This is a genomic window from Sphingomonas sp. AAP5 (genome assembly GCF_004354345.1).
Classification (GTDB): Bacteria; Pseudomonadota; Alphaproteobacteria; order Sphingomonadales; family Sphingomonadaceae; genus Sphingomonas; species Sphingomonas glacialis.
Genome location: NZ_CP037913.1, coordinates 951,994 through 965,196 on the forward strand (window position 1 = coordinate 951,994; position 13,203 = coordinate 965,196).

The 13,203-nt window shown below is 66.2% G+C and carries 11 protein-coding genes; 5 read left to right on the forward strand and 6 right to left on the reverse strand.

The features are described from left to right. Window positions 1-2: 2 nt before the first annotated feature. The 4 genes from E2E30_RS04450 to pedF form a co-directional block, all read right to left on the reverse strand. A complete protein-coding gene (locus tag E2E30_RS04450) occupies window positions 3-644 on the reverse strand; it encodes a response regulator (protein WP_029622822.1) in 642 nt (213 codons plus the stop codon). 131 nt (window positions 645-775) lie between these two features. Beyond that, entirely contained in the window at window positions 776-2,524 is a 1,749-nt protein-coding gene (locus E2E30_RS04455; RefSeq protein ID WP_040602088.1) for a methanol/ethanol family PQQ-dependent dehydrogenase, read from the reverse strand. Window positions 2,525-2,692: 168 nt separating this feature from the next. Continuing rightward, the gene (locus E2E30_RS04460; protein WP_133187601.1) at window positions 2,693-3,547 is read right to left on the reverse strand and encodes a substrate-binding periplasmic protein; all 855 of its coding nucleotides are present in this window, start codon (window positions 3,545-3,547) and stop codon (window positions 2,693-2,695) included. A 3-nt stretch (window positions 3,548-3,550) separates the two neighbouring features. Further along, complete coding sequence (gene pedF / locus E2E30_RS04465) at window positions 3,551-3,964, reverse strand: cytochrome c-550 PedF (protein ID WP_133191926.1); 414 nt, start codon at window positions 3,962-3,964, stop codon at window positions 3,551-3,553. 147 nt (window positions 3,965-4,111) lie between these two features. Here pedF and E2E30_RS04470 point away from each other — a divergent pair, with 147 nt between their 5' ends. The 4 genes from E2E30_RS04470 (at window position 4,112) to acs (ending at window position 10,658) form a co-directional block, all read left to right on the forward strand. Continuing rightward, window positions 4,112-5,077 carry a PQQ-dependent catabolism-associated beta-propeller protein gene (locus E2E30_RS04470; RefSeq protein ID WP_029622827.1) on the forward strand — a complete coding sequence of 322 codons (966 nt, stop codon included), beginning with the start codon at window positions 4,112-4,114 and terminating at the stop codon, window positions 5,075-5,077. Window positions 5,078-5,199: 122 nt separating this feature from the next. Further along, window positions 5,200-6,615, forward strand: coding sequence for a porin (locus E2E30_RS04475; protein WP_133187603.1), 1,416 nt, complete (start codon window positions 5,200-5,202; stop codon window positions 6,613-6,615). Between the two features lie 81 nt (window positions 6,616-6,696). Further along, window positions 6,697-8,709 carry a TonB-dependent receptor gene (locus E2E30_RS04480; RefSeq protein WP_133187605.1) on the forward strand — a complete coding sequence of 671 codons (2,013 nt, stop codon included), beginning with the start codon at window positions 6,697-6,699 and terminating at the stop codon, window positions 8,707-8,709. Beyond that, on the forward strand, window positions 8,706-10,658 hold the full coding sequence (gene acs / locus E2E30_RS04485; protein WP_443018378.1) for an acetate--CoA ligase: 1,953 nt from the start codon (window positions 8,706-8,708) through the stop codon (window positions 10,656-10,658). Before E2E30_RS04480 ends, acs begins: the two co-directional genes overlap by 4 nt. 102 nt (window positions 10,659-10,760) lie before the next feature. Here acs and E2E30_RS04490 read toward each other — a convergent pair whose 3' ends face one another. Beyond that, entirely contained in the window at window positions 10,761-11,708 is a 948-nt protein-coding gene (locus E2E30_RS04490) for a quinoprotein relay system zinc metallohydrolase 1 (RefSeq protein ID WP_133187609.1), read from the reverse strand. Further along, a complete protein-coding gene (locus tag E2E30_RS04495; RefSeq protein ID WP_206365639.1) occupies window positions 11,709-12,509 on the reverse strand; it encodes a quinoprotein dehydrogenase-associated SoxYZ-like carrier in 801 nt (266 codons plus the stop codon). It lies immediately after the preceding gene. Between the two features lie 84 nt (window positions 12,510-12,593). Here E2E30_RS04495 and E2E30_RS04500 point away from each other — a divergent pair, with 84 nt between their 5' ends. Further along, on the forward strand, window positions 12,594-13,151 hold the full coding sequence (locus tag E2E30_RS04500) for a rhodanese-like domain-containing protein (protein WP_010406400.1): 558 nt from the start codon (window positions 12,594-12,596) through the stop codon (window positions 13,149-13,151). Window positions 13,152-13,203: the final 52 nt, after the last annotated feature.

Sequence of the window (13,203 nt, forward strand, 5' to 3'; positions counted from 1 at the left end):
CGTCAGGCGTCGGTGCCGAATTTCACCTTGTTGACGAGGATCACCGCCTGCGTACGGCTGAACACCTTGAGCTTGCCGAGGACCGCGGAGACGTGCGCCTTGACCGTCGTCATCGAGACATCGAGCTCATAGGCGATCTGCTTGTTGAGCTTGCCGGCGACGACGAGTCGCAGCACGACCTTCTGCTGCGGCGTCAGGCTGTCGATGCGGTGCTGGATGTCGGCATCCTCGAGCGTCTCGGCCGACTCGACCTCGTCCATCTCGGGCGCGTAGAAATTGCCCGCGAGTACGGTCTTGAGCGCATCGACGATCGCGCTGCGCCGCAGTGACTTGGGAATGAATCCGGCAGCGCCGGCCGCCAGCGCGCTGCGCGCGAGCCCGCGCTCCTGCGCCGCCGAGACGATCACCACGGGCACCGAGGGAAAGCGTTCGCGCAACGCGATCAGCCCGGAAAAGCCGACTGCGCCGGGCATGTTGAGATCGAGCAGCACCAGATCGAAATCGCCTTCGCGCGCGATCACCGCGCTAGCTTCGTCGAGCGACGAGGCCTCGAACAGTTCGCATTGATCGAACGCCACCGCGATGACGGTACGCAGGCCATCGCGCACCATCGGATGGTCGTCGGCGATGAGCACGCGTTCCACGTAATCCAGATCCCCCTGTTGCGCCGTTCCGCTCGCGGAGCGTAGCCCCAAAGCCCGCGAAAGCGAAACGGGGGCGGCAATCGCCACCCCCGCCGCACGGCTCCCGTCGATCGTCGATAGAGCCGGCCCGCTCACGATTTGGGCAGCTTGAATACCCAGAGCGCACCACCCTGATTGATGTGCTGCACGGCCTTGGCGACTTCGCCGCCCCACAGCGGCACCGCGCCGCCCCAGCCTGACATCACCGCGACATATTGCTCGCCATCGGTCTCCCAGGTGATCGGCGTGCCGACAACGCCGGAGCCGGTGTTGAACTTCCACAGCTCCTTGCCAGTCTTGGCGTCGAACGCTTTCAGATACCCCTCGGGTGTGCCAGTGAAGACGAGGTTGCCCGCGGTGCTCAGCACGCCGCCCCACAAGGGCGCCTTGTTATTATATTCCCAGGCGATCTTGCCGGTCGCCGGGTCGATCGCGCGGAGCACGCCGATATGATCCTCGTAGAGCGGCTTGATCGTGAAGCCGGCGCCGAGGAACGCTGCACCCTTCTTATAGGCGATCGGCTCATTCCAGATGTCCATGCCCCATTCGTTGCTCGGCACGTAGAACATGCCTGTCTGCTGGCTGTACGACATCGGCATCCAGTTCTTGGCTCCGAGGAAGGCCGGGGCCGAGAAAACCGTCGTGCCCTTTTCCGCACTCGGCGCGCCGGGACGGTTGGCGTCGACGAAATTGGGCCGACCGGTCTTCAGATTGTACCCGGTCGCCCACGTGGTCTTCGAGACAAACGGCGTCGCCTGCAGCATTTTGCCATTGGTGCGGTCAAGAATGAAGAAATAGCCGTTGCGGTCTGCCTTGGCGCCCAGCTTCATCATCTTGCCGCCGCGCATCGCGTCGAACGGGATCAGCTCGTTGACGCCGTCAAAATCCCAGCCGTCGTGCGGCGTCGTCTGATAGTGCCATTTGATCTGACCGGTGTCGGGATCGATGCCGAGCGTCGAGGCGGTGTAGAGATTGTCGCCGGGGCGCAAATGGCTGTTCCACGGCGCGGGGTTGCCGGTGCCCATGTAGATCAGGTTGGTGTCGGGATCGTAGGTCCCGCCAAGCCAGGTCGCGCCGCCGCCCTGCTTGTACTGGTCGCCCTGCCAACTCGCATTGAGCTTGCCGGTCATCCCGCTGTCCTTGCCGTTGAGGGTACCCATGTTCCCCTCGATCGTCGGGCGCGTCCAGACCAGCTCGCCGGTGTTGACGTCGCGTGCCTGGATCTCGCCGATCACGCCGAATTCGCCACCCGAATTGCCGACGATGATCTTGCCGTGGACGATCATCGGCGCGGCGGTGAAGCTGTAGCCTGCCTTGTAGTCTGCGATCTGCTTATTCCAGATCACCTTGCCGGTGTTGCGGTTGAGCGCGACGAGCCGCGCGTCGAGTGTACCGAAGATGATCTTGTCGCCATAGATCGCCGCGCCGCGATTGACGACGTCGCAGCACGGCACGATCGCGTCGGGCAGCCGCGCGTCATATTCCCACTTTTCCTCGCCGGTCTTGGCATCGTAGGCGAAAACGCGCGAATAGGAGCCAGTGACGTAGATCGTCCCGTCATAGACCAGCGGCTGCGATTCCTGGCCGCGCTGTTTCTCGCCTCCGAGCGAGGCGGAGAAAGCGGGTACGAGCTTTGCGACGTTGCCGGCATTGATCGTGGTGATCGTGCTGAAGCGCTGCGCCCGCGGCCCCATGCCATAAGTGAGGACGTCGCCCGGAGTATTGGCATCGTTCATTAGGTCTGCGTCGGTTGGCCCGGCCGCCGTGCCGGTCGCAGCAGGCGCTGCCGGTACGGCGTCGGGTGCAGCAACGAGCGGCGCCGCGAGCAGCGCGCTCCCCATCGCGAAAATCGACGTCTGTCGCAAAATGCGCTTCATCATCTTCTCCCCTGGTTGTTCTTTTGCGGTCGCCGTCTGCGGCGCGCTCGGCTGCTGGTGCAGTTCGATCGCTTCACGCTATCACGGCGTTTGCGCACGCCAATTGGACCTTGGACCTAGCCGGCTGCGGCATCACGATGCGAGCGGCGCACGCAGCGTCACGCCGTAGCGCGCGAAGATCGCCGGAACGGTCTTGTCGGTGATCATTTCGGGCAGCAGGGTCTCGAGCCGATCGCCGAGATCGCGGCTGTCGTCCTTCACTGCCAGGCCGATGTCCCAGCCGGGGCTGGTCAGCGCGGGGATCGGGCCCTTGCGCGCGACGAGCACATCGCCGCCCTTCGACAGCGCATGCTCGACCTGCGCGCGCGTCGCCATCGCCAAGTCGCTCTTGCCGTCGCGAACCGAGTCGAGCGCGACCATGCCACTCGTCATATGGACGACGTCGCTGCGCAGCGCGCCACCGAATTGGCCGCTCATATAGAAATCGGGGATGCTGTTGAGCTCGACAGCGATCTTGTGTCCCTTGAACTGGACCGGCGGGTCCTCGCAGTCGAGGTCGCGGCTGCAGCCGATCGCGAAGCTCTCGCGATAGTAAGGCGCGACGATCACGACGCGATCGTTGCGCAGTGCAAAGGTGCGGTCGAACGGCGCGTGCATCATGATGTCGGACAGCATTCCGCCGGTGGCAGGTCCCTTCCACACCATGTTGCGCAGGTCGTCGTCGACATCGTCGCCCGCCAGGAAATCGCGGAATTCGGCCTTCACGCCCAGCCTTTGGGCGATCGAGGTGCCGAGCTCGACGTCGATCCCGCGCAGCGTCCCGCCGTCATCCCACGCCCATGGCGCAAAATCGCGATACACCGCGATGCGCAGTACGCCGGCGCTCCGGATCTTCTCGAGCGAGGCGGCGCGCAGCGCTCCCATCGGCAGAGTGGCCGCTGCTCCGATGCCACCAAGGATAGCGCGTCGCGTGAACCCTGCGGGCATCGCTCAATCCTGATGCTTGGTGTCGAGCCACGAGCGGATCGCCCAGCCGGCTTTCTGCCCGAGCACGTCGCCGAGCGGCGGCATGTAGACTTTGCCGTCGCGCGCCGAGCCATGCTGGTAGCGATCGATGAACCACTCGTCGCCCGCCTCGGCGACGTCGAGATACCGCAGGTCGGGCGCGATCCCGCCCGACATCGCTTCCAGACCGTGGCAGCGCGCGCAGTTCTGGCCGTAGGCGGATTCCCCGATCTTGATCGCCGTCGCATTGCCGCGATAGGGGTTCTTGACGAGCCATGCCTCGCCAATGTCAGGCAAGGCGGTGGTGTCGACCGGTTGCGGCAGGACATTGCCATGCGCGAAGACCGCATTGCCGATCGAAGCGGCGGCGAGTCCGGTCGCCGCGAACAAGGCGAGCATCGACAGGTTTGGGGTTTTCATCGGCTTACTCTCCACGACACTCGCGGTCTTCGCGATTGAGTCGGAGATGTAGGCGGGGGCGAGCGCCGCACCCTATTGCACTTAGGTACAGCATGCGGCCGCGCGCGGTTGGATTAGACACTATGCATGCGTGCTCATCTTCTCTCGTCATTCCTTTGCGCCCTCGCCTTTGCAGGGGCCGCCCACGCCGAGACGGTCTACGTTTCCAACGAGAAAGGGAACAGCATCACTGTGATCGACGCGGCGAGCCTCAAGGTCACAGCGACCTGGCCGATCGGCAAACGCCCGCGCGGTATCGTGCTCTCGCGCGACGGCAAGTTCCTCTATGTCTGCGCGAGCGACGACAATGCCGTCCAGGTCATCGACCGCGCGACTGGCAAGGTCGTCGCCGATCTCCCCTCGGGCGAGGACCCTGAGCAGTTCGCACTGTCGCCCGACGGCACGACGCTGTTCGCGGCGAACGAACGCGACGCCGCGGTCACCGCGATCGATGTCGCCAAGCATGTCGTCGCCTGGCAAGTCGATGTCGGCGTCGAGCCCGAGGGAATGGCGGTCAGCCCCGACGGCAAGACGGTCGTTTCGACCTCGGAAACCGATGATTCGGTGCATTGGATCGATCTCGCCAGCCACAGGGACATTGCGCAGACCGCGGTCGGCATGCGGCCGCGCCACGCCGAATTCACCGCTGACGGCAAGGCGCTGTGGGTCAGTTCGGAAATCGGCGGCGGAGTGCAGATCCTCGACACGACCAGCCATGCGGTGAGCAAGACGATCGCCTTTGCGCCGCCGGGCGTGTTCAAGGACAAGATCATGCCGGTCGGGATCCGCTTCACCCCCGACGCGAAGCAAGCGGTGGTCGCGCTGGGGCGCGCCGACACGCTCGCGATCGTCGACGTCGCGAGCGCGACGGTGACCGGCTATGTCCCGGTCGGGCGGCGGGTGTGGCACACTGCGATCGATGCCGCGGGGCGCCGCGTCTTTTCGGCCAATGGACTTTCGGACAATGTCTCGGTGGTCGATCTCGCGACCGGGACCGTGATCGCGACCCTTGCCGCAGGGCGCGCACCGTGGGGCGTCGTCGTCGCGCCCTGATCCGACGCCCCCGGCAAGCTCCGCCACTACCAACCAAAGTCCAATTCCCCGAAGGCGGTGCTGGGCCCAGCCTCGGCACGCAAGGTACCGCGAAAGGCGGGCCGCCAACGGGGAGGATATCCATGAGGGGCACCACGAAATTGCTACAGGCGGTCTGCGCGGTCGCACTGCTGGCGGGCGCCACGCCCGCTTTCGCGCAGGACGACACGACCAGCGCACTGCTGCTGCGGCTGAAGGAAAAGGGCATTCTGACGCAGGCCGAATATGACGACCTCGTCGCGCGCAAGGCGCCCGTTGCGCAACCCGCCGCGGTCGCGACCAACCCGAGCGCCGAGCCGCAGACCGCAGCGGCGGCGCAGCTCGACGACAAGCGCCTGGTGCGGATGACGAGCAGCGGGATCGGCATGGACGTCGGCGGGGTGACAGTAAAGTTCTCGGGATCGGTCAACGCCTTCTACACGCATGATTCGCCCGATAAGCGCCTCGCTGGCACCACCGTCGTGGGTGGCCTCGCCAGTACCGGCACGCAGAACAGCTCGGCAATCCGCAACGGCCTGTTGCCGGGCATCTTCGGCCTCGACGTTTCGACCAACCAGGGCGGCTGGGACATTGCCGCGCACTTCGGTTTCTATCCTGGCATCAACAGCAATTCCTACGGCGGCAATGGCGCGAATGCGGCTGGCGCGCCGGTTGCGCTGGCAACATCGGGGATCGATGCCCGGCAGACCTACATGACGATCGGCAAGCCGCACCTCGGCACGCTCAAGCTCGGGCGCGACATCGGGCTGTTCGGGTCGGATGCGATCCTCAACGACATCACCTTGCTGTCGGTCGGCACGCCGGGGAGCAATGCGGGGCCGTCGAACACCTCGCTCGGGCGGATCGGGATCGGCTATATCTACACCGACTTCCAGCCGCAGATCACCTATACGACGCCCAAGTTCGGCGGCTTCCAGGCCTCGATCGGTGTGTTCCAGCCGCTATCCACGCTGACCGGCGGACTCGAAATCAATGGGACGCCCGGCTTCCAGGGTAAGCTGACCTACGACTTCAAGGCCGACGCCTTCACCGGGCACCTGTGGGCATCGGGCATTTCCCAACGGCATGACGGCTTTGCCGGTACGCCAAGCTATACCGGCAGCGGCTTCGATGTCGGGGGGAAGCTCGGCTATGGGCCGCTTAACGTGCTCGGATACTATTATGGCGGCTCCGGGCTCGGAACGACCGGTCTCTTCGTCTTTTCAACCGATGCGCTGGGGCGCAAGCGCGACAGCAGCGGCTTCTACGGGCAAGCGAGCCTGACCTTCGACAAGGTCACGGTCGCCGCGAGTTATGGCCAGAGCAAGCTCGATCTGGCGCGCGGTGAAATCAACCCGACGCTGCTCGACAAGAACAGCAGCTGGGTCGGACAGGTGCGCTACGGCCTGACGAGCTGGGTGACGCTGCTCGCCGAATATACCCACACCGAGGCCGAGGCGCAGGGCCCGAACGCGGCCAGATCGAACACCGTGTCGGTCGGGTCGATCCTGTTCTTCTGATCTTGCAACCACGCGGTGGCGGGGTGGTCCAACCGGGCTGCCCGTGCCACCGCGCTCTTTTGTGAAAGCTCCGGCTTGGCTATGCGTTGCCCATCACTCCTGCCGCTGTTGACGCTGGCCGTGCCCTTTTCGGCGCTCGCGCAGCAAGGCCCCGTGCCCCCGGCAGGCCAGGCCGATATCGTGGTGCTCGGCCAGCCGCTGCCGCTGCCGCCCGGGGTGCCGGCCTATGGCTCGGTGACGATCGGTCGTGCGCGTTTGACGGGGGACGCGACGGGGCGGGTCGAGGACGTCCTGCTCGACGTGGCGGGGTTCCAGCAGTTCCGCCGATCGGACAGTCGATCAGCCAACCCTTCGGCGCAGGGCGTGACGTTGCGCGCACTTGGCGGCAACGCGTCGAGCCGCGCGCTGGTGCTGCTCGACGGCGTTCCGCTGGCGGATCCGTTCTTCGGCTATATCCCGTTCAACGCGCTGGCGGTCGATCGGCTCGCAGGGGTGCGCGTCACCCGCGGCGGGGGGGCAGGTGCGTTCGGCGCGGGCGCGGTGGCGGGAACGATCGAGCTGGCCAGCGCGACGCGCGCCGACCTGCCGCCGGTGGCGGGCGAGCTATTCTATGGCAGCAATGCCGCGGTCGTGGCGTCGGGCAGCGTCAGCCCCGACGCCGGCAGCGGGTTCGTAAGTCTATCGGGCAAGTTCGAACGCGGCGACGGCTTCTACACCACGCCCCCAGGTCAGTTCACTCCCGCGACCGTCCGCGCGCGCTACCGCGATGGATCGGCGAGCCTTCGTGCGGTCGTGCCGATCGATGCGCAAACCGAGATCCAGGCGCGCGGCCTGCTGTATCGCGACGCTCGCTCGCTCCGCTTCGCCGGCGCGGACAGCAGCAGCGCAGGCGAGGATGCCAGCGTGCGACTGATCCACCGCGGTGCCTGGGCGATCGACGCGCTCGCTTATGTCCAGGCGCGCAATTTCTCCAACCGCGTGATCAGCGCGACGAGCTTCAGGCTCACGCTCGACCAGCGTAACACCCCGGCGACCGGAGTCGGCGGCAAGATCGAGCTCCGGCCGCCGGTCGGGCCGGACCATGTGCTGCGCATCGGCGCCGACGCCCGGCTCGGCGACGGCCAGCTCTACGAGAATGCCTATGCCGCGAGCGGGGCGGTCACCACCCGGCGCAATGCCGGGGGGCACACCAGCACGACCGGGCTGTTCGTCGAGGATGACTGGACGCTCGGGCGGCTCGTGCTGACCGCGGGCGTGCGGGGCGATCGCTGGACGATTACCAGGGGGTTTTTCCGCGAAACCACCGCGGCGGGCGCGACAACCACCGACACGCGCTATCCCGACCGTGATGGGTTCGAGGGCACCGGGCGTGCGGGCGCGCTGTTCCACGCGAGCGACGCCGTGGCGCTGCGCGCGGCGGGCTATACCGGCTTTCGCTTGCCGACGCTCAACGAACTCTATCGGCCGTTCGTCGTCTTTCCGATCACGACGCAGGCCAATGCCGCGCTCGGGCTCGAGCGGTTGCGCGGGGCCGAGGGCGGGCTCGATCTCAAGCCGGTCGCCGGCGTCACGTTCGGGGTCACCGCCTTCTACAACCGGCTGGACGGCGCGATCGCCAACGTTACGATCGCACCCAATCTGCGTCAGCGCCGCAACGTCGATACGATCGTCGCCAAGGGGATTGAGCTTACCGCGCATGCCGCGCGCGGCCGCTTCTCCTTCGACGGCTCCTATGCCTTCAGCGACAGCCGGGTCCACGCCTCGGGCGCGTCGCGACAGCTCGATGGCTTCGTCCCGGCGCAGAGCCCGCGACGCAGCGGCAGCGCGACGCTTGCCTGGGCATCGCCGCACGGCTTCGCCGCGGCGCTCACAGCGCGCCATGTCGGGAAGCAGTATGAGGATGACTTGCAGACCGACGTGCTCCCGCCTGCAACGACGCTCGACGGGGTGCTCACGCTGCCCGTCGGCCAGCGCGTGGGGGTCGTCCTGCGCGGCGAAAATCTTTTCGACGAGACGGTGATTACCCGCAATTCGGCCGGATCGATCGATTTTGGCACTCCGCGGACGCTGTGGATCGGCGTGCGCCTGCGATGAGGACGACCGACGTGACGTCAGATATCTATCCCGTACCGGCGAGCTGGGCGGACAGCGCGACGATCAGCGCGGAGCGCTATGCGGCCGACTATGTCCGCTCGCTCGACGACGCGGATCGCTTCTGGCTCGAACAGGCGGAAAGGCTCGAATGGTTCACTCCGCCGAGCGTCGCCGATCAGAGCAGTTTTCACGAGGCCGATTTCGGCGTGCGCTGGTTTGCCGATGGCGTGCTCAACGTCTCGGCTAATTGCATCGACCGGCATCTCGCGACGCGCGGTGATCAGGTCGCGATTTTGTGGGAGCCTGACGCCCCCGACCGGCCGGCACGCCGCATCACCTTCACCGAGCTCCATGCTGAAGTGTGCCGTTTCGCCAACGTGCTCAAGGCGCAGGGTGTGCGCAGGGGCGACCGAGTCACGTTGTATCTTCCGATGATCCCCGAGGCCGCGTTCGCGATGCTGGCGTGCACACGCATCGGCGCGATTCATTCGATCGTGTTCGGCGGCTTTTCGCCCGAGGCGCTGGCCGGGCGGATCACCGATTGCGATAGTCGTCTCGTTATCACCGCCGACGAGGGGTGTCGCGGCGGTAAATGCGTCTCGCTCAAGGCCAATGTCGATGCCGCCGCCAGGCTGATCACTTGCCTCGACACGGTAATCGTGGTGCGCGCGACCGGCGGACCGGTCGCGATGCAGGACGGGCGCGACATCTGGTATCACGATGCCGCGGCGCTGGTCGGGGGCGACTGCCCGCCCGAACCGATGAATGCCGAAGATCCGCTGTTCTTGCTCTACACGTCGGGATCCACCGGCGCGCCCAAGGGCGTGCTTCATACCACCGGCGGTTACTTGCTCTGGGCGGCCTACACGCATGCCTGCGTGTTCGATTGCCGCGACGGCGATACCTATTGGTGCGCCGCCGACGTCGGCTGGGTCACTGGGCACAGCTATATCGTTTACGGCCCGCTCGCGAATGGCGTCACCACGCTGATGTATGAAGGCGTTCCTAACTGGCCGACCCCGGCGCGGATGTGGCAGGTGGTCGATCGCCACCAAGTGACGCAGCTCTACACCGCTCCGACCGCGCTGCGCGCGCTGATGCGCGAGGGCGACGGTTTCGTCATGCAGACCAGCCGCGCCTCGCTCCGCCTGCTCGGGTCGGTTGGCGAGCCCATTAATCCCGAGGCGTGGCGTTGGTATCATGAAGTGGTGGGCGATGGGCGCTGCCCGATCGTCGATACATGGTGGCAGACCGAGACCGGCGGCCACATGATCACGCCGCTCCCCGGCGCAACCCCGCTCAAGCCGGGCGCCGCGAGCTTTCCCTTCTTCGGGGTCGAGCCGGCGCTGGTCGATGCGGCGGGGGTAGTGCTCGAGGGCGCGACCGAGGGCAATCTCGTTATCGCGCGCAGCTGGCCGGGGCAGATGCGGACCGTCTGGGGCGACCATGCGCGCTTCTTCCAGACCTATTTCTCGGCCTACCCCGGCGTCTATTTCACCGGCGACGGCGCGCGGCGCGACACTGACGGCTATTGGTGGATCACCGGACGCGTCGACGATGTCATCAATGTCTCGGGCCATCGCATGGGGACTGCCGAAGTCGAGTCGGCGCTCGTGTTGCACCGGTCAGTCGTCGAAGCGGCGGTGGTCGGCTTCGCGCACGACATCAAGGGGCAGGGGATCTACGCCTATGTCACGCTCAACGCTGGCGAAGTGCCGACTGCTGCGTTGCGCAAGGATTTGGTCGCCTGGGTACGCGCCGAGATCGGCCCGATCGCGACGCCCGATGCGATCCAATTCACTCCCGGCCTGCCCAAGACGCGGTCGGGCAAGATCATGCGCCGGATCCTGCGCAAGATCGCCGAGGGTGACTTTGCCGCGCTCGGCGACACGAGCACGCTGGCGGACCCGGCAGTGGTCGACGATCTGATCGCCAACCGCGTCGGATGATTGGCATCGCTCCTGTTTCCTCGCGAAATCGGGGATCCAAAGCCCCTGACGCTGCGCTTGCAAGCCAGGGTTGCGGCGTCCGCAACAGCACCGCGCAAAGCGTCAGCGCTTGGCGTCGATCCGCGGCATAAGTTCCGCCTCGAGGGCCGGATAGAAATGCGAGACCGAGCGCTGCAGCTCGTAGCGCGCGGACTGCAGCGTCGCGAAACGCGCCGGGATCGCGACATTGCCCGCCGCGACATTGTCCTCGCCGGCGGCAACTGCCGCGCGCAGCGTCGCGGTCACCCAGTCGAGCCAGTCGCGCGTTTGATCGATCGCAGCGGTGGGGGTGGGATCGATCGGGCCATGCCCTGGCACGACGCACTTGTGACCTAGCGCTGCAAGCGTTTTCAGCGCGGTATGCCATTTCGCCAGATCGGCATGCGGGGTGGACGGCGCGCGATCATGGAAGACGAGGTCGCCCGCGATGAGCGTGCCGCTAGCTTCGTCGAGGATCGCGAGGTCGGCCGGGCTGTGCCCCGCCAGCGGCAGCAGTCGCAGCCGCCGCGTCCCGAACGTCTCGTGATCGGCAGCCAGGATCGTGCCGGGTGGGGTGAATTCGGTCCCGCGCATCCAATCGCCGAGCAGCCGGTACATCCCGTCCGAAAAGCCCGCACCCTCGCTTTTGAGCAGCGTCGCCAGCTGGGGCGTCGCCGCGACGATCCCAGGGGCGAAGGCGGCGGCAGCATAGATGTGGTCGGGGTGCAGGTGCGTCAGATAGAGGCGAACCACGGGCTTGCCGGTCAGCGCCTCGGCCGCGTGCCTGAGCGCGTTGCCGTAACGAAGCGACGGGCCGCAATCGACCAGCACAGTCCCAGCCTCGGTCGCGAGGATCGTTATGTTGGCGATCGCGCCGCCATTGGCCATTGCGATCGGTGCATCGACGCCGCGCACGACCCACAACCCCTCGGCGATCTTCTCGGGCGTGATCCTATAGGCGAGCGGTTGCGCCCGGACGGGCAGCGCGATGGCGCCGAGCAGTCCCGCCAGTGCGATCCGGCGATTGATCATCTAGCCGACGGCGGCCAGCGCGGGCGCGGCGTCGTGCACCGCAAGCGACCCATCGTAGCGGATGCCGTTGGTATCGCTGCCGCGCAGGACGATCGGCTCGCCCGCCGCCGTATCGGCGATCACCGAGATCGTCGGGTCTTCCGCAACCGACGCCTCGATTCGCATCGTCCCATACGATTTGCTGCCCGCCCCGCTCAGCGCGACCGTATCGAGATTATAAGTCGGGATATTCGTGACGAAGCCGGTATCCATCGGATGTCGGAAGGCAAGCCGGATGTGCGTACCGTCGCGCTCGCGCACCGCGATGCCGCGGACTTGGCCGAGATGTTCGGCCCAGTCGCCCTTGACGCGGCTCGCCGGTGGCGCCGAGCAGCCACCGCCCGCGGCATCGACCCAGCCGCCACTCACCAGCCAGCTACCATCCTCCAATTGCACCGCGCCGCGGACCGGGGTGCGCTGGTCGAGTTTGATCCGCGTGCCGAGAAACGCGCGCGCGCCTTGCGGCGCATAGTCAATCGCCAGCGGGATCGGGTTAAGATCGGCGAACAGCAGGATGCGCTTCACGCCCTTAATGCCGCGCGCGTCGACGGTAACGGGAAAGCTGCTCTGGTCTTCGGCGATTTCCGGGAAGTCCACCCGTACGCGGTCGTCGAAGCGGACGGGATCGCTGCCGAACAGGGTGGTGCCCAGACGCTGCCACATGGGCGAGCCGAGCGGATCGGCGGGCAAGGCGGCGTGCGCCGACACCGGTGCTAGCGCCAAGACTATGACCCCCAACCAGGGTGTCGACGATACGAACATGATCTTCTCCCAAAGCACATCTTAGCAGCGCCTCGGCGTCTGCTACCATGCGACTTTGGATCAAGCGGAGTCGGTCGGATGCGAATGACGATGATGTTCGCGCTGGCGATGATGGTACCCGTCTCCGCCACGGCGCAGTCCGATACCCGACATGTTGATGAGGCGCCGGTGGTTGACCCCGTCACGGGCTATAGGGTTAGCCACTATCGCGGCGTGGTAGGGTCGGTCCCCGAAGGCGTCGCACGCGTCGATGTCGCACAGGCCCGCGCGCTGTGGCGTGCGGGTGCGATCTTCATCGACGTTAATCCGGCACCCGGTGCGCAGCGCGACGCCAAGAATGGGCGATGGGCCCTCGCCGAACTACATTCTTCGATTCCCCGCGCGCATTGGTTTGCCGAGAGCGGGCGGGGGGCCATCCAGCGTGACGTCGAGCGCGCGTTTGTGGTCGGCGTGCGGCGATTGGCGGCGCGGCACCCCAACCGCCCGATCATCGTGTTCTGCCAAGCGGATTGCTGGATGAGCTGGAACGCAGCGCTTCGGCTCCACCGCGCGGGCCTGCCCGACATCCGGTGGTTCGCTGACGGACTAGACGGTTGGAAAGATGCGGGGTGGGGCGTTAAGCCGGTGGTGCCGGAACGATGAGCTGTTCTTCCTTTTGTAGGCCTTCGAAACGACGACGAGGTTCGCAAAAAGA